General features: G+C 69.9%; 19 protein-coding genes and 1 pseudogene. 19 read left to right on the top strand and 1 reads right to left on the bottom strand.

Annotated elements, in window-relative coordinates; all coding sequences use genetic code 11:
- Positions 1-95 precede the first annotated feature (95 nt).
- From OG623_RS23115 to OG623_RS23030, 18 genes and pseudogenes are all read left to right on the top strand, one after another.
- Positions 96-1,631 (top strand): PucR family transcriptional regulator, encoded by a 1,536-nt coding sequence (locus OG623_RS23115; protein ID WP_406148925.1) that lies wholly within the window; start codon positions 96-98, stop codon positions 1,629-1,631.
- Positions 1,632-1,732: 101 nt separating this feature from the next.
- Positions 1,733-1,918 (top strand): annotated as a pseudogene (locus OG623_RS23110) (RidA family protein); the annotation flags it as partial.
- A 282-nt stretch (positions 1,919-2,200) separates the two neighbouring features.
- Positions 2,201-3,259 carry a medium chain dehydrogenase/reductase family protein gene (locus tag OG623_RS23105; protein ID WP_406148924.1) on the top strand — a complete coding sequence of 353 codons (1,059 nt, stop codon included), beginning with the start codon at positions 2,201-2,203 and terminating at the stop codon, positions 3,257-3,259.
- Between the two features lie 115 nt (positions 3,260-3,374).
- Positions 3,375-4,091, top strand: coding sequence for an ABC transporter permease (locus OG623_RS23100; RefSeq protein ID WP_406148922.1), 717 nt, complete (start codon positions 3,375-3,377; stop codon positions 4,089-4,091).
- Positions 4,092-4,357: 266 nt separating this feature from the next.
- Positions 4,358-5,905: a flavin-containing monooxygenase gene (locus OG623_RS23095; RefSeq protein WP_406148921.1), complete on the top strand. Its 1,548-nt coding sequence runs from the start codon at positions 4,358-4,360 to the stop codon at positions 5,903-5,905.
- 219 nt (positions 5,906-6,124) lie between these two features.
- A complete protein-coding gene (locus OG623_RS23090) occupies positions 6,125-8,062 on the top strand; it encodes an N-acetylmuramoyl-L-alanine amidase (protein WP_406148919.1) in 1,938 nt (645 codons plus the stop codon).
- Between the two features lie 152 nt (positions 8,063-8,214).
- A complete protein-coding gene (locus OG623_RS23085) occupies positions 8,215-8,517 on the top strand; it encodes a Scr1 family TA system antitoxin-like transcriptional regulator (RefSeq protein ID WP_406148918.1) in 303 nt (100 codons plus the stop codon).
- On the top strand, positions 8,510-8,743 hold the full coding sequence (locus OG623_RS23080) for a DUF397 domain-containing protein (protein ID WP_406148917.1): 234 nt from the start codon (positions 8,510-8,512) through the stop codon (positions 8,741-8,743). Before OG623_RS23085 ends, OG623_RS23080 begins: the two co-directional genes overlap by 8 nt.
- Positions 8,744-8,774: 31 nt before the next feature.
- The gene (locus tag OG623_RS23075) at positions 8,775-9,041 is read left to right on the top strand and encodes a hypothetical protein (RefSeq protein WP_406148915.1); all 267 of its coding nucleotides are present in this window, start codon (positions 8,775-8,777) and stop codon (positions 9,039-9,041) included.
- A gap of 151 nt (positions 9,042-9,192) precedes the next feature.
- Positions 9,193-10,533, top strand: a complete 1,341-nt coding sequence (eccD, locus tag OG623_RS23070; protein WP_406151962.1) for a type VII secretion integral membrane protein EccD — start codon at positions 9,193-9,195, stop codon at positions 10,531-10,533.
- Positions 10,534-10,586: 53 nt separating this feature from the next.
- Complete coding sequence (locus tag OG623_RS23065) at positions 10,587-11,747, top strand: MinD/ParA family protein (RefSeq protein ID WP_406148913.1); 1,161 nt, start codon at positions 10,587-10,589, stop codon at positions 11,745-11,747.
- Positions 11,748-11,788: 41 nt separating this feature from the next.
- Positions 11,789-15,763 (top strand): type VII secretion protein EccCa, encoded by a 3,975-nt coding sequence (gene eccCa, locus OG623_RS23060; RefSeq protein ID WP_406148911.1) that lies wholly within the window; start codon positions 11,789-11,791, stop codon positions 15,761-15,763.
- A 38-nt stretch (positions 15,764-15,801) separates the two neighbouring features.
- Positions 15,802-17,220 carry a DUF6177 family protein gene (locus OG623_RS23055; RefSeq protein WP_406148909.1) on the top strand — a complete coding sequence of 473 codons (1,419 nt, stop codon included), beginning with the start codon at positions 15,802-15,804 and terminating at the stop codon, positions 17,218-17,220.
- Positions 17,221-17,343: 123 nt separating this feature from the next.
- Positions 17,344-17,676, top strand: a complete 333-nt coding sequence (locus OG623_RS23050) for a hypothetical protein (RefSeq protein ID WP_406148908.1) — start codon at positions 17,344-17,346, stop codon at positions 17,674-17,676.
- Between the two features lie 77 nt (positions 17,677-17,753).
- The gene (locus OG623_RS23045) at positions 17,754-18,065 is read left to right on the top strand and encodes a pore-forming ESAT-6 family protein (protein ID WP_406148906.1); all 312 of its coding nucleotides are present in this window, start codon (positions 17,754-17,756) and stop codon (positions 18,063-18,065) included.
- Positions 18,066-18,166: 101 nt separating this feature from the next.
- The gene (locus tag OG623_RS23040) at positions 18,167-18,595 is read left to right on the top strand and encodes a DUF6507 family protein (RefSeq protein WP_406148905.1); all 429 of its coding nucleotides are present in this window, start codon (positions 18,167-18,169) and stop codon (positions 18,593-18,595) included.
- Complete coding sequence (locus tag OG623_RS23035) at positions 18,592-21,345, top strand: hypothetical protein (RefSeq protein ID WP_406148904.1); 2,754 nt, start codon at positions 18,592-18,594, stop codon at positions 21,343-21,345. The genes OG623_RS23040 and OG623_RS23035 overlap by 4 nt, the downstream gene beginning before the upstream one ends.
- A gap of 11 nt (positions 21,346-21,356) precedes the next feature.
- A complete protein-coding gene (locus OG623_RS23030) occupies positions 21,357-22,208 on the top strand; it encodes an immunity 49 family protein (RefSeq protein ID WP_406148902.1) in 852 nt (283 codons plus the stop codon).
- Positions 22,209-22,498: 290 nt separating this feature from the next.
- On the opposite strand, the gene OG623_RS23025 is transcribed toward OG623_RS23030, so the two are convergent.
- Positions 22,499-23,353 carry an alpha/beta fold hydrolase gene (locus tag OG623_RS23025; RefSeq protein WP_406148900.1) on the bottom strand — a complete coding sequence of 285 codons (855 nt, stop codon included), beginning with the start codon at positions 23,351-23,353 and terminating at the stop codon, positions 22,499-22,501.
- A 191-nt stretch (positions 23,354-23,544) separates the two neighbouring features.
- On the opposite strand from OG623_RS23025, the gene OG623_RS23020 reads away from it, so the two are divergent.
- Positions 23,545-24,837 (top strand): ABC transporter substrate-binding protein, encoded by a 1,293-nt coding sequence (locus OG623_RS23020; protein ID WP_406148899.1) that lies wholly within the window; start codon positions 23,545-23,547, stop codon positions 24,835-24,837.
- The last annotated feature ends 29 nt before the right edge of the window (positions 24,838-24,866 follow it).

The following is a 24,866-nucleotide window of genomic DNA, read 5'->3' as shown; positions in this document are numbered from 1 at the left end:
GGCCGGGTGTGGTGATGAAGACGGTAGGTGGCTGGAAGCCGACGCTGAAGTGTACGTTTCCTCCATCCTCATCGCTTCGAGTGGATGGACCGTCCATGCCGGAATCCCCCGCAGGGCCCCCCACCCCTCCGATTCCCCTGGCCGAGCTCCTCGGCCGGGAGGAGTTGGGGCTGCGCAGGATCGCCGGCCCGGACCACGCGGAGCTGCTGTGGGTGCACACCTCGGAGATGGCCGACCCGTATCCGTACCTCCTGGGCGGTGAACTGCTGCTGACGGCCGGGGTCCAGCTCACGGAAGCCGACACGTATGTGGCCCGGCTCGTCCAGGCGGGGGCGGCGGCGCTCGGCTTCGGGGTGGCGCCGGTGTACGACACGGTGCCGCCCACACTGGTGGAGGCGTGCGACCGGCACGGGCTGCCCCTCGTCGAGGTACCGCCCGAGACCCGCTTCACCACGGTCGCCCGCGCGGTCTGGCGGCTGATGGCCGAGGCACGACACCGCGAGCTGCGCCGGGTGACCCGGGCCCAGCAGGCCCTCGCGACGGCGGCTGCCCGCCCGGACCCGGTGCCGGCGGTGCTGCGCCAGCTGGCCGTGCAGCTGGAGGGCCGGGTCGCGCTCCTCACGGCGGACGGCGGCGTATTGCACGCGGCGGGCGGGCGCCCGGCACCGGACGTACAGACGGCACTGACCCGCCTGGCCCAACGGGTGGCACCCCCCACGCCCCCCACCGCTACCCCTTCCCTCTCCCCTTCCCCTTCCCCCTCCCTCTCGCCCTCCCCCTCCCCCTCCCCCTCCCCCTCCCGGGACCGGAAGCCGAGCCCGTCATCGGCGACCGACACCCGGGCCGGCATCCACCTCTCCGCGTACGCCGTCGGCGGCGGACAGGGCCTGGCCCTCGCCCTGGCGACGCCCCGACGCGATGCCGGCGACCACACGGTCACCGGCATCGCCGTCGTGCTGCTCTCCCTCCTCACCGCCCCGCACCAGGGCGCGGACGCGGCGGGCCGTTCGGCGGCGCTCGTACGCCTGTTGCTGGGCGCGGCCCCGCAGGACGTGGCCCCACTGCTGGGCGGCGACGGCCCCTGGACGGTGGTCCAGGCCCGCCGCGCCGGCGGCACCCCGGCCGACGCGCTGAACGCCGGCGCGCTGGGGGCCGCACTGGGCTCGGCACTGTCGGACGTGGACCGCGAGACGGTACGGGTCCTGCTCCCCGGCCCCCACGAGGCGGTGCGCCCGCACCCCGGCTGGACCCTCGGCGTCTCCGCACCGGCCCCCGTCACCGCGCTGCCCGAGGCCGAAGCCCAGGCAACTCGCGCCCTGGGCCACGCCGAGGCCACCCGCACCCCGCTGGCCACGCACCGCCCCGGCACCGGAGGCCTGGCCGCCCTGGTCCCGCCCGACCGCGCCGAGGCCCACGCCCGCGCCCTGCTGGCCCCCCTCACCGAACCACTGACGGAGACCCTGCGCTGCTGGCTGAGCCTCCACGGCAGCTGGGACCGCACAGCGGTGGCCCTACGCATCCACCGCAACACGGTCCGCCAACGCATCACCCGCTGCGCGACCTTGCTGAACGCGGACCTGAACGACATGGACGTACGAACGGACCTCTGGTTCTCACTCCGCCAGCCGTAACGGCCCGGGGCCCGCCCCCAGGCGGGGTTACGGACGGGAGGCAGGCCCGTATGTCCGATATGGGCGTCCGTAACCCCCAACAGCCGGGCAGCCCGGGATAAGACGTCATCAGCACGCGTGTGCTGGTGGCCTCCGCGCGGCAGGAGGACCTGGTGACCGCCTGGCAGGTGGTCCGGGACGCGTTCGGGGACCACGACGTCCCGAGCACGTTGCTCGGCGTCACCGTGCTCGGGTACGCCGACCAGCTAGTGGAGATCGAGGGCGTCGCGGCCGTGCTCGACTCCTGATCACGCGGTAGCTCAGCCCTCACCCGCGGCACCAGAGCGGGGCAAGCTGCGGCATCTCGCGTGGGCTCGGGGGGAGGTTGCGGACAGAAAACAGGCCCATGGGCGCCGTATTGGCGTCCGTAACTTCCCGCCAGGCGTGCGCAGCGACACGGCTGCGCTCCGCCGTCAACTTACAGCGTGAAGTTTACATAGGCAGTCTCTTGCCGCTCCGGACTTACGTGTGTAGTGTTACGACCGTAAGCAAACGCACGAAGCCCCGAACCGAGCAGCAAGGAGCCCGCCATGAACGCCACACACGCAGCGCACAACACCATCACCGCCACCGAGATCGTCCTGCCCGGAGAGGTCGAGCCGGAGGGACTGGAGAGCCGGACCCGCGAGCTGGCGGAGCCGGCGAAGGGCCAGGTCGTCCTGCGGATGGACGCGACGGGCGTCTCGTTCGCCGAGCAGCAGATGCGCCTGGGTACGTACTTCGACCAGCCGCCGTTCCCCTTCGTACTCGGCTACGACCTGGTCGGTACGGTCACCGAGGTCGGCCCCGGCGTGGACACCGGCCTGGTCGGCCGCCGGTTCGCGGCGATCACCAAGATCGGCGCCTGGGCCAGCCACCTGCTGGTCGACGCCGCGGACCTGATGCCGGTGCCGGACGACGTGGACGCGGCAGCCGCGGAGACCGTCGTCGTCAACGGCGTCACCGCCTGGCAGATGCTGCACCGGACGGCCAAGGTCCGCGCCGGCGGCACGATCGTGGTGCTGGGCGCGAACGGCGGCGTCGGCTCCACGCTCGTACAACTGGCCCGGCACGCCGGCCTGAAGGTCATCGGTACGGCGTCGGAGCGCCACCACGACTACGTACGCGAGCTGGGCGCGACACCGGTCGACTACCGCGACCCCGACATGTACGCCCGCATCAAGGAGCTGGCGCCCGACGGTGTGGACGCGGTCTTCGACCACGTCGGCGGGGCCGCGGTCGAGCAGTCGTGGCGACTGCTGCGCAAGGGCGGGACGCTCGTCTCCTACGGCACCGCGGCATCCAAGGGCGACAAGGGCAACTCGCAGCTGCCGGTACTGAAGCTCTTCGGGCAGCTCGCGGCGTGGAACAACCTGCCCAACGGCAAGAGTGCCCACTTCTACAACCTCTGGGCCGGCAAGCGCCGTTGCCGCGCGTCCTGGCAGCGCCGGATGAGCGAGGACCTCACCCAGGTCCTGCAGCTGGTGGCCGACGGGACCGTCGTCCCGCAGATCGCCGCCCGGATCCCGCTGACCGAGGCAGCCGCTGCGCTGACCCTGGCCGAGTCCCGCACCGTCGCCGGCAAGGTCATCATCGTCCCCGGAGCGTGACGTGACGCCGAGCCCGCAAGAGCAGCGAGCCATGCCTTGTAGTTACGGTCGTAAGTTTATGAGTTTGACGTTACGTGTCGCAGTTTGACCCAGCCCCTACCCCGGAGGCCCCACCATGCCCGTCGCCGCTCCCCCCGCCACGATCACCACCCCGATCGCCGCCCCGATCTCCACCACCGTCACACCGGCCCACGCCCCGGGCGAGGTCGACAACCGTGCGACCTACATCAGCTTCGGCCTCGCCTACCTGCTCGGCCACGGGGCCGCCGCCGTCTCCGTCGGCGACGAACCCCTGATCGGCCTGCCGGGCTGGCTGCCCATGACCCTCCTCGGCGCCGGACTCGCCGTCGGCACGGTCCAGGCCACCCTCGCCGCGACACGTGCCCAGCGCACCGCCACCGGCCCCGACGAGGCTCTCTCCGGCAAACTCCTCGGCGCGGCATGGGTCACCGGCTTCGTCGCCCTCTTCCTCGCCATCACCGGCCTCACCTCCACCGTCGGCAACCCCGACCTTCAGACCATGCTCTGGCCCACCGGATCCGGCCTCATCGTCGGGCTGCTCTACATCGCCGAGGGCGCCCAGCGCCGCAACCTCCTCCACTACGGCCTCGGCACCTGGCTCGCCCTCACCTCCACCGCGGCACTCCTCACCGGCAGCACCGGCCTCTACTGGGTGCTCACCCTCGCCGGCGGCGGCGCCTACGCCCTGGCAACCGCCCTCGAACACCGCCGACTTGCCACCCGACTCGCCATCACGAGCACCACCGGCGTCACCGGAGTCACCGGAGTCACCGGAGTCACCGGAGTCACCGACAGTCCTGCTCGCCGGTGACACCGTCACCTCCGAAGACCCGATACAGCCAAGGCCTCCGGGGCCGGCGCGGACCACCTGACCCGCCGCCGGCCACCGGAGGCCTTTGCGTGGGATGAGCGGACAGACGCACCATCTCCCCCGCCTGCCCACCCATATGGGGTTTTCCCGAGCGAAAGCCACCATTTCCGTCACACAAAGCATTAGCGTCGGCACTCCGAGTGACCAATGACGACGTGCGGTCCGGCACGCGCCCGGGTTGCTCGCGAGGCAAGTGGGGAGCGGCCGTGGCCGGGGTAGGTAACGACAGTCGTCAGGAAGCGGAGGTCGTCGTCATCGGGGCCGGCCTGAGCGGGGTGGCCGCCGTGGTCGCACTGCGCCGGGCCGGGATCGAGAACGTCGTCGTACTGGAGAAGTCGGGGCGCCTCGGCGGGACCTGGCGCGACAACACCTACCCCGGGTGCGGATGCGATGTGCCGTCGATGCTGTACGAGTACTCCTTCGCCCCTCACCCCTGGTCCCGCTGCTTCGCCGGCCGGTCCGAGATCCTCGACTATCTGGAAACCACCGCCGCCACGCACGGTGTGGACGAGGCGATCCGCTACGACACCGAGGTGGTGAGCGCCCGTTGGGAGCCGGGCTCGCACCGCTGGCACCTGGAGACCACGAACGGTGCGTACGCCGCCCGGGCCCTCATCGTCGCCACCGGACCCTGGCACCGGCCGCGTGACCCCGAACTCCCCGGCCTCGATGCCTTTCCCGGCGCCTCCTTCCACTCCGCCCGCTGGAACCACGACGTCGACCTGACGGGGCGTCGCGTCGCGGTGGTCGGCACCGGGGCGTCCACCGTGCAGTTCCTGCCCGAGATCCAGCCGAAGGCCGCTCACGTCGATGTCTTCCAGGGCACACCCCAGTGGGTGCTGCCGAAGCCCGACTTCGCATTCCCGGACGGTTTCCACCGCTTCCTCGAACGCCATCCGGCCGCCCGCCGGGCGGTACGCGGCGTGCAGCACCGGACCCAGGAGGCCATCGCCGTCCCTCTTCGTCATCCGCGTCTGCTACGACCGCTCGAAGCGATGGCACGCCACCATCTGCGCACGTCGGTCCCGGACCGGGAGCTTCGCCGGGCGCTCAGCCCCGACTACCGCCTCGGGGGACGCCGCCTGATCACCTCCGACACGTACTACCCGACCCTGACCCGGCCCAATGTGCGACTGCACCCCACCCGTGCTGCCGCCGTGGAGGGCTCCGAGGTCGTCGGGGCCGACGGCACCCGCGCACACGCCGACGTCATCGTCCTGGCCACCGGCTACCACGTCGGCGAGATCCCCCTGGCCGACCGGCTGCACGGCAGCGAGGGCACCACGCTGGCCGCGACCCCGGCGTGGGCCGAGAGCCGTCGGGCGTATCTGGGCACCAGTGTCAGCGGGTTCCCCAACCTCTTCCTCCTCATCGGCCCGAACCTGCTCAGCGGCACCACCGCGGTTCCGACCGTCCTGGAGGCGCAGTTGGGCTACGTCACCGCCGCCCTCGCCCACCTCCGGACCAGGGAACTCGCCGCGCTGGACGTCAGGCCCGACGTCGAGGAGGCGCACCACAGGGCGGTGCAGAAGGCCCTTCGGACCACCGTCTACAGCACGGCCGACTCCGGCTACTACTTCGGCCGGCCGGGCATCAACACGTTCAGCTGGCCCTGGTCGACCGGCAAGCTCCTCAAGCGCCTGCGGGACTTCGCCCCCGACGCCTACACATGGACGCCACCCGGCGGCCTGCCGGCCCAGGCCCGCGGAGACCAGGCCGGTTCACCTGTCGCACGGCCGGGTCTGCCCCACTGAGCGCGGCCCTGAAACGCCCATGCGCACACGGTCGGTCACATGGTGAACACCGCCCGAATCAGGACACCCTCATTGCACATCTCGTCGGCATGGCCGAATAACAAATATGACAACATGCGATCAGTCGTCAATACGCCTACCGGACACGGCACTTGCGATTGGTTCGGCGGCATGTAGGAACGGCTGGCCAATTACTCCCACACACATAGTTGGAAGCTCATGACAAAAGACGCCCACACGCACCGTAAGCGGGCGCTGCTGCGGCACCCCGTCGCGATAGCCGCAGCGGCCATGGTGGTGGCCGGAGCCATCGTCGTACCGGTGGTGGCCCAGGCGACGCAGAGTGACGCCCCCGCGGACACCGCGCTGCAGCGGGAATTCGAGGCCGCGGCCGCCGAGTACGACGTGCCCCAGGAGGTGCTGATGGCGGTCGCCTACCAGCAGTCGGCCTGGGACACCCACCAGGGGCAGCACAGCGCCTCGGGCGGCTACGGGCCGATGCATCTGACCGACGTCACCGCGAAGATGATCGACGGCGGAGCCGCGGGCACCGCCGGACGCGCGGAGGCCAAGGAACTCGCCAAGGGCGAGGCCAAGCACACACTCCAGACCGCGGCGCGACTGACGGGCCTCAAGTCCGACGAACTGCGCACCAGTTCCTCGGCGAACGTCCGCGGTGGCGCGGCGCTGCTCGCCTCGTACCAGAAGGAGCTGAACGGCAAGACCTCCGACGACCCCGACGACTGGTACGGAGCGGTCGCCCGCTACAGCCAGTCCACGGAGCGTCAGGGCGCGACCGCGTTCGCCGACCGCGTGTTCAAGACCCTGAAGAAGGGCGTCACGCGCAAGACGGCCGACGGCCAGAAGATGCGCCTCGCCGCGGACAACGGGGCCAAGCCGGCCACCTCCCAGCTGGACAAGCTCAAGCTGTCCGCTGCGTCCACCGAGGACACCGAGTGCCCGGCCACCCTGGACTGCGCGTACGTCCCGGCCGCCGCGGGCAACGGACAGGCCTCGGACCGGCCCGCGAACGGCGCCAAGATCGACCGGATCATCATCCACGACACCGAGTCGTCCTACGAGTCCGCCATCGCCACGTTCCAGGACCCGGCGAGCAGCACCTCCGCGCACTACGTGGTGCGGTCATCGGACGGCGCGGTGACCCAGATGGTGCCCACCAAGAACCTGGGCTTCCACGCCGGCAACTACTCCACGAACCTGCACTCGATCGGTATCGAGAACGAGGGCTACGCCGCGCACGGTGCCACCTGGTACACCGAATCGCAGTACCAGTCGAACGCGGAGCTGGTGAAGTACCTGGCCAAGCGGTTCGACATCCCGCTGGACCGGCAGCACATCGTCGGTCACGACAACGTGCCCGCTCCCGCTGACGCGTACGTGGACGACCAGCACTGGGATCCGGGACCGTCCTGGGACTGGCAGCGCTTCATGGACCTGGTCGGCGCCCCGGTCGACGGGGAGCACGGCGTCGGCGAGGTCGGTTCCGCCGTGACGATCGCGCCGGGCTTCACCGACAACGAGCAGACCATGGAGGTCTGCCCGAAGGACGACGGCAGCGGCGCCACCGAGGAGTGCGGCACCGTGAAGCAGGCGTCGAACTTCGTCCGGCTGCGCACCGAGCCCAAGGCCGACGCACCACTGTTCGGCGAGCAGACGATTCACCCGGACAACGGCACCGGTACCGACCGGATCAGCGACTGGGGTGCCACCGCCCAGGCCGGCCAGCAGTTCGTCGTCGCCGGCCGCGAGGGTGACTGGACCGCCATCTGGTTCAGCGGCAGCAAGCTGTGGTTCGACAACCCGGACGGCGCCAACACCGTCCCCGCCCCCGACGCCACCATCGTGACCCCGTCGGGCGACGAGGCAGCGGAGGTGTACGGCACCAACTACCCGGACGCCGACGAGTACCCCGCCGACTCCTCGCCGTCCACCCAGGCCCCGCTGAGCATGTACTCGGTCCCGGCCGGGCAGTCCTACGTGGCCGCGTCGGCTCCCGTCCCGACGGATGACTTCCTGCCCTCCAGCGGCAAGGTCGTCATCGGCGCGAAGAAGATGTACAACATCCAGTACAGCCACAAGGACGTCCTGGTCTACGCCGACCAGCTGTCCACCGCGGACGGTCAGTCCGGCTCCTGACGCGACCGGTGACCTGGCAGGGGGAGTCGTTCGGGGCGGCCGAGACCGCAGGGCCCGAACGGCTCCCCCTCCCCGTCTTCCGTACCCGGTCGCCCCTCGGTCACCGCGACACGGCACGCAGGCGCGCACCCCTGCTCTCCGCGCCAGGTGTCATGGCGGAGCAGATCATGCACATCGTGGGCCTGGTGGAGACAAGGCGCGTGCGGGCCTACGTGCTGCCCTTCGGGCTCGGGATGCACACGCTCATGCAGGGGATGCTCACTCTGATGCGCTTCGGGGATCAGCCTCCCGTGGCCTATTCGGAAGGCATCCAGGTGGGCAAGGTGCACGATTCCCCGGCCATGGTCGACCGACTCGAAGGCGCCTACGATGTTGCGCTGGGCGACGCAATGCCGCTCAAGGAGTCATTGGCCTTCATGAGGTCGACCGCAAAGGACTACGGATACCGTGACTGACCGCACCCTCCCCGACGCCTCTGTGCTGACCGGCTGGCGCAAGTCCACCCACAGTGGCAACGAAGGCGGCAGCTGCCTGGAGGTCCTGGACGGCCACCCCTCCGGCGTCCCCGTCCGTGACTCCAAGTCGCCCCAGGGGCCTGCCCTGCTGATCCCCGCCGCCGGATGGTCGTCCTTCGTCTCCGCCGTCAAGGCCGGGCGATATGTTCGGACCGACCGCGACTGACGCTACGGACGACTGAGGCGACGGACGACGCATGGCACGGGATTACGACAGCCAGCTGCTGGAGTCGGTGGGGGTACGCCGGCGCAGGATGCGCGACGCGCTGCTCTTCGGCGCACAGCGAGCGCGGCGCACGGCGGACGAGCGGCTCGGGAAGGTATTCGCGGGAATCGCCCTCGCGGCGGTGATGTGCGCGGGGTGCGTCGGATGGTCGTTCCTCCAGCACACGCTGGACAAGCAGAAGGCCGAACAGGAGAAGCAGCAGCGCCAGGCGCAGTCGTACGACCGCGCCGGCCAGTAGGAGGGGCGGAAGTCCTCAGGGAAATCCAGGGAAGTGCCAGGCGTTTTCCCCGGATTGACAGCAGAAATGGCAATGAATTCCGGTACGCACCTTTAGCGCAGAAAGCTCTCGCAGCCGTGATGATAGGTTGCCGTAAGTGGTGACCACAGCGATAACGTCCCGGACGGAACTGAGCCGGGTGACCCTGGTCGGCGAACGGCGCCGGGCCGACATCGTCCTTCCGTCTGACACTCCGATCGGTCAATTGCTCCCGGATATCCTCCAGGTGCTCGACGACCGGGTCGCCTCACGCCCGCTGACACGACAGTTGATGACGTCCGACGGCTCCGCACTGCCGCACGACAGCACACTGGCGTCGGCCGGGATAGCCGACGGCGCGGTGCTCCGGCTCGTCAGGACGCACTCGGCGCCTCCCGCCCCAGTGGTGCACGACGTCACCGACCAGGTGGCCGACGACCTCGATCTGCGGGCCTGGCGCTGGCGGCCCGCCGCACGCCGCGCCACCGGGGGTGTGGCGACCGTCGTCTTCGCCGTGATCGCCGCGCTGCTCGCCCGCCGTGAATTCCCGCTCGGCGCTCTGACCGGCGCCCTCGTGGCCACCACGCTGGTCCTGCTGGTGGCCGGCGCCCTCGTCGCGAAGCTGGGGCAGGGGAACCGTGGCCTGGCTACCGCGCTCCTGCTCCTGTCCGGCGCGATCGGCACCCTCACCGCGTGGACTGCCGCCGACTCCTACGACTGGCCCGGCACTCTGCGTCTCGCCGCTGTCGCGGGAGCGGTGATCCTGACGTCGGTGATGCTCGGTTACTTCTCGCCGCTCGGCCGCGGCGGGCTCATCGGTGCCGCTGCGACCGCCGCGCTCACCGTGGTGTGGGAGGGTGTCTCCGCCGCCCTGGCGGACCCGGCCCGGCTCGGCGCCGTCATGGCGGTCCTGTCCGTGGTCCTGCTCGGTCTGCTGCCCCGGTTGGCCCTGATGGCATCGGGACTGACCGCGCTCGACGACCGCCGCTCGGGCGGCGTCTCCGTCAGCCGCCATGAGGTGGGCAACGCGCTCGCGGCCACGCATCGCGGCCTGGCCCTCGCGACTCTGGCCACCGCGGTCTCCGCCGCCGGTGCCGGCTGGCTGATCACGCGGGCCGAGACACAGACGGTGTGGACCGTGGTGCTCACCTCGGTCGTCACCGTGGTCCTCCTGTCGCGGGCACGCGCCTTTCCCCTGGTCGCGGAAGTGGTGGCGCTCTTCGCCGCCGCGGCGGTCCTCGTCGTGCGCCTGGTGATGCTGTGGATGCAGCACGGTGGGGGCGTCGGACCGATCGCGGTGCTGGTGGCGGCGGCTGTACTCCCGCTGTTCGTCCTGGCGGTCGAGCCTCCCGACCATGTGCGGGTCCGGCTCCGGCGCACGGCTGACCTGGTCGAATCCATCGGCATGGTGGGGCTCTTCCCGCTCGCCGTCGGCGTGTTCGGCGTGTTCGGACAACTGCTCGACAAGTTCTGAGTCAACGCGCGGGCGCTCCGACAGGAGCACCACGGCGGAGAAGAAGGGCAGAGATGCCGAACGCGGACAACTGGCAGGGCGATGTACTGCGGGACCTGGGAGGAGCATCCCAGCAGGGTGAGCGGCGCCCCCGTGCTGCGGCGCACGACGCCGGTGCCCCTTCGCAGGGCCCGGACCTCGCAACGCCCGGCGGCCCGGCGCAGAGTTCGGGCGCGGCAACGCCCGGACCCGGCGCACCTCGGCGGCCGGAGCAGCCTGCGTCGTACGCCCCCGGCGGGGGACCGCACCGCAACACCCCCGACTCCCGGCCCGTGGTGGACGACGCCCTGACCGGAGCGATACGCAAGCCGCGCCACGGGGAGCCCCTCGTCTCGCGCGCCGCGCAGGCCGTGCGCCGGATCGTTTCCTCGTCAGCTGCGCGCGAGGTCACCGAGATCACCCGCACCGCCGAGCGGCTCCAGCAGCCCGTGAGGACCGGCCGGCAGATCGCCGTCACCTCCATCCGGGGCGGCGCGGGCAAGACAACGGTCGCCGCACTGCTCGGCACCACATACGCGCACTACCGGCAGGACCCGGTCCTCCTCGTCGAGGCCGATCCGGCGCTCGGCTCCCTGCCGCTACGGCTCGGCTCCCCGTCACTGCGCTGGACCACCGGCGACGTCGCGAACATCGTCGAACCTCAGATGTCCCTGCTCGACATCACCGGCTACCTCGTCCAACTCCCCGACAACGCCTGGCTCCTGCCCGGCAGCCAGGGACGGATCGGGGCGATGCTGGACACCAGGGCGTACGAACGTGTCATGGTCTCCCTGCGGCGCTACTTCGGTGTCACGGTCGTGGACTGCGAGACGCTGCCCGCCGAGGTGGCCCGGGTCGCGCTCTCCGCCGCGCAGGCCCGGATACTGACCGCCCCCGCGACGTTGGAGGGCGTCACGAGTACGTACAACGTGCTCGAATGGATGCAGGGCCTGCCCCGCCATGTGATCGACGGTACGGTCGTCGTGCTCACCGAACAGGTGCCCCGCGCCGGAATCGACCTCGGCAAGGCTGCGCAACGGTTGCAGTCCACAGGCGCGGGCGTCCAGGTCCTGCCGTACGACCGGCATCTTGCGGCCGGCGGTGCCATCCGTACCGAGTTGCTCGCCCGGTCGACGCGGCAAGCCGCCACCCGCCTCGCCGCGGATGTCTTCCAGCTCTCCCAGAAGCGTCGTTGACCCATGCCGAGCCCGAGCCCGACCGCGAGTGACGGACGATCATGAGCACCCGACTGATACACCGCCCCGCCAGGACGACCCGGCCTCCGGCCGCTTCCGAGCCGCGCACCATCGAGGCCCCGCCCAACCTCCCCGAGGGGAAGGCGGGCAACATCGCGATGTCGCTGTTGCCCGTCGCAGGGGTCATGTCGTCGGTCGTGATGATGACGGTCGTCCGCAACAGCCAGTTCGCCGGCCTCGGCGCGATCATCCTCGTCGTCACGATCATCGGCTCCGTCGCGCTGCTCTTCTCCCAGCGCGGCAAGGCCCAGCGCACCCGCCGGACCCAGCGCGAGGCCTACCTCGCCTATGTGGAGGATCTGAGGGAAGAGCTCTCGGGCGAGGAACGCGCGCGCCGCGAGCGCGCCGATGTACTCAACCCGCCGCCGCACGCCCTGTACGACATCGTGCGGGATCCGGCCCGACTGTGGGAGCGGCGCCGTGTCGACGCCGACTTCCTGCGGGTGCGGGTCGGCACCGGAGAGATGCCCGTACGCGATCTGAGGGTGGCCGATCAGGGCTCGTCGGTTCTCACCCCTCCCGACCTGTTCATGCTCAACGAAGCGTCGGCGCTGATGACCCGTTTCCGCACCGGCACCGAACTCCCTCTCACCGTCCCGCTCGACCGGGTCGGCAACATCAGTGTCATCGGTCCCCGCGAGGACTGCCTCCGGGTCGCCCGCGCCCTCCTCGTGCAGGCTGCGGCGACGCACGCCCCTGACGACGTGGCGATGGCGCTCGCGGTGCCAGGCGACCGGGTCGCGGACTGGGAGTGGGCCAAGTGGCTGCCTCATCTCCTGGACACCGAACAGTTCGACGGGCCGGTGGCCGCCCGCCGAATCGCACCCTCGGCGCCCCAGCTCGCCCGACAGCTCGGTCCGGAGCTCCGCCGCCGTGCCTCCTACGCCGCCGAGGTACGCCGCGGTCTAGCGGGTAAGGACGCTCTGTCCATGACGGACCGGCTGCTCGTCGTCACCGACGGACACGGTGAGGACGCCGTGGACCTGCCCCGTCCCGATGACGCCGTCGGCCTGCGCGAGATGGGGGTGACCGTCCTGCACCTGCTCGAACAGCGGGTCCAGGAGCCGGGACACGTCGGCATCCGCATCACCGTGGAGGGCGCCGACGTGGTCATCGACGACCTGCGGGAGCAGGAACAGGTGAGTGCCCACGGCACCGTGGACGAGGTCGGCATCCCGTTCGCAGAGGGCTTGGCCCGCATGCTGGCGCCGCTGCGGCTGTCCGCGGAATCGCTCGTCGACGCGCCCCTGTCCGGCCCCGTCGACTTCGCCGGCCTGCTCGGCATCGAGGACACGGCACGGCTCGACCTGTCACGCCTCTGGGCCCCGCGTGGTGAACGCGCCTTCCTGCGCGTACCCATCGGGATCAGCGACTCCCATGAACCGGTGCTCCTGGACCTGAAGGAGTCGTCCGAACTCGGGATGGGCCCGCACGGCCTGTGCGTCGGCGCCACCGGGTCCGGGAAGTCGGAGCTGCTGCGCACCCTGGTCCTCGCCCTGGTCACCACGCACCCGCCGGAGGACCTCGCCCTGGTCCTCGTCGACTACAAGGGCGGTGCGACCTTCGCACCGTTCGCGAACCTGCCGCACGTCGCCGGCGTCATCACCAACCTGGAGAACCAGGCGGGCCTCGTCGAGCGCGTCCACGCCTCCCTCGCCGGTGAGGTGAAGCGCCGCCAGCAGGCACTCAAGGACGCGGGCAACATCGCGGACATCGGCGACTACGCCGCACTGCGCGCCGAGAAGCGGCCGGATCTGGACCCGCTGCCCCATCTGTTCGTCGTGATCGACGAGTTCGGGGAACTCCTCACGGCCAAGCCGGACTTCATCGATCTTTTCCTGTCCATCGGCCGTATCGGGCGCTCCATCGGTGTCCACCTGCTGCTCTCGAGCCAGCGCATCGAGGGGGGCAAGCTCAGGGGTCTGGACACCTATCTTTCCTACCGGCTCGGCCTGCGCACCTTCTCCGCCGACGAGTCGCGTACGGTCCTGGACACCACGGACGCGTTCCATCTGCCGCCGCTGCCGGGTTTCGGCTACCTCAAGGTCGACACCAGCCATTACACGCGCTTCAAGGCCAGCTATGTGTCGGGGGGCTACCGGGGGCCCGTCCAACGCGCGGACGAGGAGGAGTCGGGGCCGCTCGCCCTTGAGTACGAGGCGTTCAACACCCTTGCCGCACCGGACGATTCCGGCTCTCGGAAGTCGGTGTCGCGACGCCGCGAGACCGGGCCCACCGAGCTGGGCGTCGTGGTGGAACAGCTGGAAGGTGCCGCCGGACCGGTGCGCAGCATCTGGCTGCCGCCGCTGCCCGGCGCGATCACCCTGGACAAGGTCGCGGGCCCCCTGGACGTCGGCCCGCGCGGTATGCAGCTCGCCAAGCGGCGCGGGCCGCTCCAGGTGCCCCTCGGCCTGCTCGACGACCCTACGAAGCAGTGGCAGGGGCAGTGGTTCCTGGACCTCACCGTGGCTGGCGGCCACGCCGCGTTCATCGGGGGCCCGCAGTCAGGCAAGACGACCCTCCTACGTACGTTCGTCCTCTCCCTCGCGCTGACCCACACCCCGCAGGAGGTCGGGGTCTACGGCCTCGACCTGGTCGGGGGCGGCCTCCAGGCGCTGTCGGGGCTGCCGCACGTCGGCGGCATCGCGGGCCGCGCGGACCGCGAGCGGGCGGGGCGCACGGTCGAGGAGGTGCGGAACATGCTCGCGTCCCGCGAGGACCTCTTCCGTGAGTACGGCATCGACTCCGTCGAGCAGTTGCGTACCCTGCACGCGGCCGGCCGGCTGCCTCAGCTCGCCTCCGCCGAGATCGTGCTCGTCGTCGACGGATTCGGTGCGCTGCGCGACGACTTCGACGACCTCGACGACGCGGTGGTCGACATCCTCAAGCGCGGTGGTGGCTACGGAATCCACGTCGTCGCGGGCATGCTCCGCTGGAACGACGTGCGCATCGCCACCCAGTCGACCTTCGGCACCCGCGTCGAACTGCGGCTGAACGACCCGAGCGAGTCCAGCGTCGACCGCAAGCTTTCCCAGACCCTGTCCCCCGACGAGCCCGGCCGCGTCCTCACCGACGGCAAGCTCTTCGCCCAGGCGGCGTTGCCCCGTGCGGACGGGCTCGCCGACACCGCGGACCTGGGCGCGGTCCTGGAGCGCGCGACCCGTACGGTCCGCGCCGCCTGGAGCGGTGAGGTCGCCCAGCCGGTGCGGGTCCTGCCGCAGGTCCTGGAACAGCACCTGCTGCCGGGCCCGGTCGCCGAACCACGGCGGGTGCCGATCGGCGTGGACCAGACCGCGCTGGAGCCCGTCCTGCTGGACCTGTTCGCCCATGACCAGCACCTGCTGGTCATGGGCGACAGCGAGTGCGGGAAGACCAACCTCCTCAGGACGATTGCCGCCGGCCTCATCGACCGTTACAGCGAGGACGAGCTGGTCTTCGCCGTCATGGATCCCCGGCGCAGCCTGCGCGGGACCATCCCCGAGGAGTTCAGGGGCGGCTACGCGTACAACGCCAAGCTGTGCTCCGGCCTCTCGGCCGGTATCGCCACGGAGCTGGACAAGCGTCTGCCCGACGACAGCACGCGGGTCGAGGACCTGGAACCCGGCAACTGGGGCAGCGGCCCACGGATCGTGGTCCTCATCGACGACTACGACGTGCTGACCACGGCCGGCCAGTCGCCCCTGTCCCCGTTCCTTCCCTACATCCCGAACGCGGTGGACATCGGCCTCCACTTCGTGCTGACACGACGGGTCGCGGGCGCCTCCCGCGGAATGTACGAGCCACTGGTCCAGGGCCTGCGCGAGTCGGGGGCATCGGCCGTCCTCATGGCGGGCGACCGCAGCGAGGGACAGCTGTTCCCGGGGGTGTACGCCACCCAGCAGCCCGCGGGGCGCGGCGTGCTGATCCGCAGGGGGCAGACGAACCGCCTGATCCAGACCGTGTACACGCCGGCATAGCTGCCTGCACCCACACCACGAAGGACCCAACGAACCACATGACCAAGGACGTCATCGCCCTCACCACCCGCATGCCGGACCCGTGGAGCGTGCTCGTGGGGTTGCTCTCCGGAGGTCCCGACAAGCTGGTGGGCACACACGCCGACGGAGCCGTCATACAGCTCTGCGACTCCGAGGGGCGTCCCCTGGTGTCCGTCGAGGCCCCGTTGCTCGTCCAGGTGGCCGGCGAAGCTGAACGCCTTCTCGGGGCCGATGCGCCGCCTGTCCCGTTCTGGTGGACGGAGGCCCGCGCCACCACGGGTGTCGCGGAGGCCGAGCGGATCGCGGGCACGTTCGCCGCCCGGCTCACCCACCAGGCCGGTGGCTCCGCCTGGCCCCCGGAGGCCGGCCGTTCTCTGGCCGTGGTGTCCACCGACGGCTTGAGTGTCGCCCCCACACCGGCCGCCGCAGTCCCCGCCGTCGACGTGCTCACCGACAAGGTCGCCGTCGTGATCCAGGACCGTCCGGTGGTCGCCCTGACGGCCTGGCTCGCGGACGCCTACCGGGCAGCGGCGGAGGCCGGGCTCGGACTCCAGGTCGTTGCCCCGCCCGGGACGACGCTCTCCCCCGCTGTCCGCCACATCCTGGGGACGTGGCCGTCCCGCTGGATCGTCCAGGACGAACGGGACGGCTACTACGACGGGCTGTCCGGTGCCGTACTGCGCTGGCAGGACGGCATCTTCGCGCCGGTGGAGGGACCGGGTGCGACCGCCGACGAGCCGGACAATCTGGTCGCCGCGTCCTACGGGGAGGTGTCCGACACGGGAGAGCGGCAGTTGGCGCTGACGTTCCGCTCGGTGCATCCGGCCGATGACCGCCTGGTGCTCGGTGGCGGGCTGGAAGCCGTGTGGCGCGAGCTCGCCGGAGCGCCTCCGGCTGGGTGGGGCACGGCGGAACCGGCCAATCTTCCCTGGTCACCACAGCGCCTCACGGATGTCGCCTTCGAGCGTTCCCCGCAGCCGACCTGGGCCGTGGTCGTCGGCAGCCCCGACCGGCCCGGGCTCGCCACCGTCCACGTCACCCGTACGACGGCGGGGGTGGAGGAGGAGGTGACGCTGGCGTTCGGCTACGGCGCCGACGAGGAGATACCGCTGGACGCGCTCCCGCGGGCGGCGGAGGTGCTCGCCACCCGCCACCGGCTCCAGTCGATGCTCGTACAACTCCGCAAGGCGCGCCGCGATCTGGCGGTGCCGCCCCGCTTCGAGGGGCCCGGCGTTCCGCTGGCCTTCGTACTCGGGGCCGACGAGGTGCGCGCGCTCCCGGGTGACCGCGCCCGGCGTACTCCCCTGCCCACAGCTCCCATTCAGCTCGGCCCCAGGGTGCGTCCCGCGATGTACTACCCCTTGCGGGGTGATCCCTCGGACCTGTCGGGCTGGCAGGACTTCGAGCGGCTGACGCGGCATCTGAAGGGCATGTGACGGGGCTGGCACCGGGCTGTATTGGGGTGGTCACAGTGACCTGATTACTGATTGCATCAGCGATGTCCTGGTTGATAGAAATGAGACATACGTGCGATCGCTCAACCTGGCGGGGGAAATCTGATGAAGTTCGACATGGGGTCGTCGGTTCTGTCGAATCTGAATTTGCGGTCGCAGGCGTCCAGTACGGACCTCGGCACACTGATCCGTCAGCTGATCCAGGCGGCTCAGCCGCTGGAGGGCAAGTTCAACGGTGCGGGCAAAGTGGCGTTCGACTCCTTCAAGGTGCACTCGGACGAGATCACGGCGGCGCTGAACGGTTCGCTGTCGGCTCTGCTCGGTGGCCAGTCGGGGATGGACGCGGCGTTCGGCGAGGGCGACCAGGAGCAGGGCGAGAACGCGAAGTCGCAGATGGGTGCGGCGAATTTCGACGCGGCACGTTTCTCGGGCCGCTGACCTGCCGTCCCCGCAGCGCGGGGACGCAGATGTGACGTGCGTATTTTCATGGGGATCCTCACGGGGAGTGATGAGTTGTGGCCGCAGACGGTGACCGTCGTTCGTACGACACGGGCGCTTCGACGGAGGCGCAGGGCAACATCCAGATCGTGATCGCGCAGCTGGAGCAGGTGATGACGGCGCGGGACGCGCAGGTGAAGGCCGCGATGAACGACTTCGCAGCCGATGGTGTGGCGGATGAGTACCACGGCAAGGAACTGCGCTGGGCGAGCGCTTCGCAGGAGGTCAGGAACATCATCCACCTGCTGAAGACGACGCTGGAGAAGAACGACGGCACCGCGCAGCAGACGCTCGCGCGAGCGAAGGCCGCGGTCGACAACATCGGCTGAACCACTGCGCACCGGCGTCCGGGAGGAACGTTCCTCCGGCGGTCGCGGGCAGTGAGGCGGGCGCGAGGGTGGGACATCGGTACACGGGGGTGGGGGCGTTCATGGCGGCATGGGACATCAAGCCACAGGGGGTGCAGGGCCAGTTGCAGGTCACCGGCACGCATGCGGGTGACCTGGAGAAGGCTCTGACGGCTCTGGTCACGACGATGTCGGAGGCGGCGACGGCGGCGGGGACGGCCGTACCGGGCTCGGAGGCCTCCACGCCGCTCCAGGGTCCCGTACCGGTGGGCGCAGCGCCGCTGTCGGCGCCGACGCTGGGCCCGGTGGCCGCCGGGCTGAGCCAGTACCTGGAACTGCGCCAGGGCTATCTGAAGTCGATGTCGGAGCGCATTCAGGCCGCTGTGCTCGGGGCGGCGAAGGCCACCAACGAGTATCTGGCGGGCGACCTGGACGCGGCGAAACACGCACAGGACGCGGCGAAGGCCGTGCGGCTGGACCTGCTGAAGGACGCCCCCGGGGGCCACAAGTGAACAATGACAAACCGATCCCTCTTGAAGGCATCCCGGTCTTCACGGGGAACCTGGCAACCCTCGATGTGAAGGTCACCGAGCTGACCTCGGCGGGCGAGACCATCGCGACGGCCACCGGTGACGTCCACAGCAGCTTCGGCGGTCTCCAGGCGTTCTACAAGGCGCCCGAGGCGGAGCAGTTGTTCGCGACGACGAAGCCGGTCACGGACACCGGGCGGACACTGAAGTCCGACCTCAAGATCATCGCCGGTGCACTGAGCGCGTACTCGGACGAGGTCTACCCACTGGTCGAGAAGCTGAAGGAGATCAAGCGGGACGCCGGCGCGTTTCTCGTGAAGGTCAACGCGGACGACAAGTGGCGCGAGGACGGTGACCTGATCGAGGAGAACAACCACCGCCGCGACGAGATCGCCGAAACCCTCGCCGCGTTCCAGGACGCGGAGATCACCTGCCACAACAAGATCACCGCCTTGGTCTGCGCCGTACCCCTGAAGAAGAACGACGGCTCCGACAGCAAGCACCAGTACGGCTTCGACGCCGACACCCTCAAGCAGGCCGAGGGCCTCCCTTGGGGCGATCCGCTCGTCGAGTCCGTCCCGGGCTGGCAGGTGTGGGAACACGCCTGGGACTTCACCAAGGGCTTCTTCGTCGACGGGGTCTGGGGCACGATCAAGGGCCTGGGCACACTGGTGGGCTTCAGCGGCTGGGAAGAGGCTGGCCAGGCCTGGAAGGGCCTCGGCCAGCTCGGCACAGGGCTCGTGATGACCGTCGCGGCGGGACCCGCCTACTGGACGGCGAAGGACGAGGACCTGCCCTCATGGCTGCGTGACTCCCGCACGGCGGTGAAGGAGACGGGCAAGGCCCTGGTGGCCTGGGACGAGTGGGGCGAGAACCCGTCCCGGGCAGCCGGTGCGGTCACTTTCAACGTGATCACCACCGTCTTCACCGGCGGCGCCGGCGGCGCGGTCGCAGGGGGCGGCAAGGCCGCCCTGGCCGCGAAGGCCCTGTCCACGGCAGGCAAGGTGGGCCGGTTCGTGGACCCCATGACGTACGTCTTCAAGGGCGCCGGCTTCGGCCTGACGAAAATCGGCAACGTCATGACCGGCCTCAAAGGCCTGGGCACCATCGAGATCCCGCCCCTGCCCGACAACGTCTTCACCCTCCCCGAAGGCGCCGTACGCCTGCCCAACGGCACCATCGACCTCCCCGCGGGCACGGCAATACCGGAAGGCGCCATCCGGCTCGCCGACGGCACCGTCCGACTCCCCGAGGGAGCGATCGCGCTCCCGGAAGGCACGGTCAAGAACCCCTTCGACGAGGGCGCCGCCTACGCGGACCTCAAGGGCAACCTCTACGACGAGAACGGCAACCTCGTCCAACGCGCCGAAGAAGCCCGCCCCGAACCCGGCAAAACCGACCTCGACGCGAACACCCCGGACCACACCCACGCGGAGGCCCCGGCACGGCAGCCGGTGCTGGTGGGGGCGGGGGTGCGGGTGGGCGACTACACGGGCGGCGTCGCCCATAGCGGCCAAGGCGGCACTTTCGGCCCGTCCCACGCGGTGAACAACGGAGCCCACGGCTTGGGCCGCGAGGGCAACCACACTCCCGGCGGTGGAGCCCCGGGCGGCATGCCGCGCAACGAACTCGACAACGCCTCGCGAGGCTCCCGTCCCGGCGATCTGTCTCCGGTCAGCCGACCGGACGGTCCATCCGCGGGCGGCTCCCACCCGGATGGCGCGGGAAGCGGTCACGCGGGCGGATCCGGCCATGCGTCCAGCACCGCCCCTCCTGGCGCCTCACCGTCGGGGCCGCTTGACGAGGCAACACGCGCAACGCATCGCACGGAGTATGAGGCCGCCCGTGATGTTCCAGCCAGTGACCGGACCCCCGCCGAAAGCGTGGCGATCACCCGTGAACACGTCCGACTGGCCAATGAAGACCCCATCTGGCGTGCCGAGCACTACGACAAGTGGGGGCCCGGTTATAGGAACAGTGCGGCGGAACTGGTCGATGGTCAGCTCCTGCCGAAACTGGTCGAGAAGCCGGGCGGCGGCTGGATGGCCGAGTCCTCGATTCCGCACGCGCACCCAGGCGGATTCCATCTCGGCACCTTGGAACGGGGCCCGTCCACGGTCCTGCCCGACGACCTCAAGCACCTGGACAAGGTAGCGGCCAAGCGCATGGCCGGTATGGAACTGACCAAGTGGGAGAAGCTCTTCGAGAAAGACCCAAGTTTCGCCAACGCATACGGGCTGGCCCACGCGCAGGAGAACTTCAACGTGCTCGGCGAGGGCGCGGCGAACAACAGTAAGCTCGGTGAAGCCCTTGGTGAGGAAGCTGCCCGCCGGCACATGCTCAGGCAGGTGGAGTTCGAAGGAGCTCACGAGCTGACCGACCTCCCGGAGACCGCAAACGGCTCGAAGAGGTTCGACCAGCTCTGGCGGGACAAGGACGGCAACCTACTGATCGTCGAGGCCAAGAGCCCTAACGGAGCCTTGGACTGGCGCCAAAGCAATGGCCATCCCAGCGGCGGCACATTCATGGTCAAGCAGGGAAGCCTCGATTACGTCCGCACCATCGTGGCCGACATGAAGGATCGTGTACTCGAATCGCCGGGTGAGGCCAAGTACATCCGGGAGATCGAGGATGCCATCAAGGACAAGACACTGCGTTACGTCCTCGTCCAGGCCTCCGAAAACACCGGTACGTATGCTGGAGCCGTACTCAAATACTTCAAGCTCTTCTGAGGAGAGACGCCTTGACTTCGCGCATCCCCCGCCATCCCTTCCCAGTAGAGAACGCGGATGTAGCGCTCGCCTCACTCAAGGAGAGCGCGGAGCGGTGGATCAGCGGCCTGGAGGCCGATTCGAGTGGCTTGGGTGAAGCCTTGGACACCACGCTCATGGTGGCCAAGGTGCGCTGCCTGACGGATCCGCAGGGGGCGATCTTTCCCACGTGGGATGCCTGGGTGGACACCATGCAGGTTGGCTCCGCCTTGTTCGCCGCTGCCACCACCGGCGAGGGGCAAGTACGGTGCCGGATCGCGCACGAGGACCGCACGCTCCAGGCCACTGGTCCCCAGCAGTACGTGACGCCGGGTGCCTGGCTGACCGCCTTCTACCTGGCCGTGGTATGCCGGGAACGGGACAGGATCACGGCGCTGTGCCAGGTGCCACTGCCACTGCTCAGGGACAACAATGCGCAGTTCGACGAGTTCGAGTACGCCTGGATCGACTCGCTGCAGACCTACTGGCTCGGTGGTGACGGCCTCGGCGCGAAGCTGGTGGCCGCAATCGACGGTACGGACCCGGCAGTCGCCACTCATCCAGAAGCTGCAGGAAAACTGATGTATCCGCCGATGGAGATGTTTCACCGGATCGTTCGCGGGGATCACGCCGGCTTCGATCGGGCCCTCACCGCAGCTCTGGAGTGGCACAAGGAGTACTGGACTGAGGAGGGGCGAGCGGCCCGTATCTCAGGTCTCGTCGCCCTTGCTCCGCTCGCCATGGCCTGTTTCGCGCGGAACGAGGGCATCCCGGTCGAGGTCGAATCCGAATACCTGCCCGCCACGCTCCTGGCCGGCAATTGGTGCGGCGAATTCCCGACATAGGCGACTACGCCTGGCGACCTGCCGTCGAGGTGAGACTGGTTCCGGGCCGCTCAGCTCGTATGCCTTGCCGACTGCGTCGGCGGGTCGAGGGGTGGCTCCCCTGCGGCCCGTACCAGCGGCCGCCCTACCTTGCCCGTAGCTCATCCACCCCATGCTCCGCCCCGTTGACCAGTTCTCTGCGGACTTGGCGGAAGCACCGGCATGGGGACAGTGCATACCCAAGGGAGAGCAACCCCTGAGACCCCGAGGCTCTGAGGCCCCGAGGCCTGCCCGGGAGAGCCGCAAGCCCGTCAGCTCCCCACCAGGTCCCCCAGCAGCTCCGCGGCGGGCCGCGGGTGGACCAGCCAGCGCAGGTGGCTTCCCTCCAGCGTCCGGACGTCGAAGGGGTTGTCGGGCGTGAGTGCGTCGGCCTCGCGGATCATGCGGTCCTGCACGGCGGGCGGGACGCTGGCGTCGGCCGCCAGGCGTACGTAGGTCCTGGGGATCCGGCCCCAGGTCGCGGCCTGCGCCCGGTCGTCGGGTGTACCGGCGTCGAGGTTCTCGTCGGGCTGGAAGGTGTTCAGGAAGGTCCGGAACTCGTCATCGGTGAGGTCCGCGGCGAACGCCTGCTTGAACGCGGCGAGCGTCGCCGGGTCGGCGGTGCGGAAGTTGGTGCGGAGCAGGCCCAGTTCGGCCGGGTTCCCGACGAGGGCGGCGGCGAAGCCGCCCGGGTCGACGTCCGCCATCTCCGGCTCGGCGTAGTAGCCGCCCACGTCCAGATCGACGGGGCACCAGGCCGAGACGTAGACGATGCGGTCGATCAGTTCGGGCCGGGTGTTGGCGGCGAGGGTGGCCGTGAGGCCGCCTCTGCTGTGGGCGACGAGGACGGTGGGGCCGTTCCGCTTGGCCCGTTCGAGTACGTCGATCACGTGGGCGACGTTGTCCGCGAGCGTGACCCCCTTGATGCCGCCCGGTTCCGCGGCGAGGGCGTCCAGGTCCTGCGGGGCCTGGTAGGGCGCGGGGAAGGTCGCGTCGAAGCCGTGGCCCGGAAGGTCGACAGCGGCCGAGCGGTGGCCGAGCAGGGCGAGCTCCGCCTGTAGCGGCGCGAACGAGAACGAATTGGCGAAGGCCCCGTGGACCAGGACGAAGGTCGGCTGATGTGGCATGCCTCAGCCTCCAACAGAACGATCTTCGGGGCAATACCCACGACCAACGGCGCACCCCGTCCGAATTGTCCAGCTTTCCAGCATGTGCAACTGGGGGTTGACCGTTCCGACACTCACCTCTAAGTTTCTCGCAACCTCCTGGTACATCGATTAACCACCCCGGTTACCGTCCTGGTTGGAGACATCCCGCTGTGCGCTCACCCCTGAGTCGGCGCGGTTTCCTTGCTGCTGGTTCCGGCCTCGCCGCCGCCACCGCGCTGCCCGCAATGTCCGGCTGTTCCACCCTCGCCTCGGCCGATTCCGACCCCGGCTCCCTACTCGTCCACACCCAGCTCGGGACCACCGCGCCGGGCTCCCCCACCTACACCGCCGCCGTGAAGGCCTTCGAGAAGGAGAACCCGGGGATCCGGGTCAAGAATCTCGTCAACGGCGACGACCTCCCCCAGGTGTACGAGACCTCGCGGCTGGCCCGTAAGGAGCCGGACGTCGTCATGGTCAACCTGTACGACAAGACGCTGGCCTGGACCGACGTCGGTGCCACCGTCGACGTCAAGGGCTACCTCGACGACTGGGGGCTGCGCGACCGCGTCCTGCCCGCGGCCGTGGAGGAGTGGACCGACGACAAGGGCAGGCTGAGGGCCTTCCCCTACTTCGCCACCAACTGGCCCGTCGCCTTCAACACGGCCCTCCTCGAAAGGGCCGGCGTCGGCTCCCTCCCCACCACCGGGGACCAGCTCATCGGCGCCGCCCGCAAGCTGCGCGCCAAGGGCATCGCACCCGTCACCGTCGGCGGCAACGACTGGACGGGGCAGAAGCTGCTCGCCCAGATCATCCAGACCTTCCTCACCCCCGACGAGGCCCGGCAGGTCTACACGACGGGTGACTTCAGCGGCAGCCGGGGAGCACGTGCCGGCATCGACTACTTCGTGACGCTGCGGGACGCCGGGGTCTTCGCCGACAAGGCACAGGGGCTGACCTCCGACACGATGACCACGCAGTACAACACGGAGGCCGCGGCCATCCAGTCCGCGATGTCCTCCGCGCTCGCGAAGGTCCCGGCGAAGACGGCCGGGCACACGGAGATCGGAGGGTGGCCGCTCGCACCCGGCGCCTCCCACGAGAAGCCGACCATCCTGCGCTCGTTCACCCTCATCGGCTTCTGGATCAGCCCCAACGGCGTCAAGAAGCTGTCCTCCGTCGAGAAGTTCATCCGCTTCATGTACCGCCCCGACGTGGTGTCGCGCTTCATCACCGAGAGCGGGCGGGACATGGCGCTCGTGACCGACACGGTCAGCAAGGACTTCCCTCTGGTGGCGAAGGCCCAGCAGCTCGGCGACGGGGTCGGCCAGGTGCTCCTGCCCGACCTGTACGTCCCGCCGACCGCGACCCAGCCTCTGATCACCGCCACCAGCACCGCCTTCACCCGGGGAACGAGCGCGGCATCCGTGCGTTCCGCCCTGGAATCCGCCTACCGCACGGCCTGATCCGCGCGCCCGAGCCCTTGCGAGTCCTC

Origin of the sequence: Streptomyces sp. NBC_01012 (assembly GCF_045162755.1) — a bacterium.
Classification (GTDB): domain Bacteria; phylum Actinomycetota; class Actinomycetes; order Streptomycetales; family Streptomycetaceae; genus Streptomyces.
Note: the sequence above shows the minus strand (reverse complement) of the source record. Positions and strands in the feature narration are given on the sequence as shown.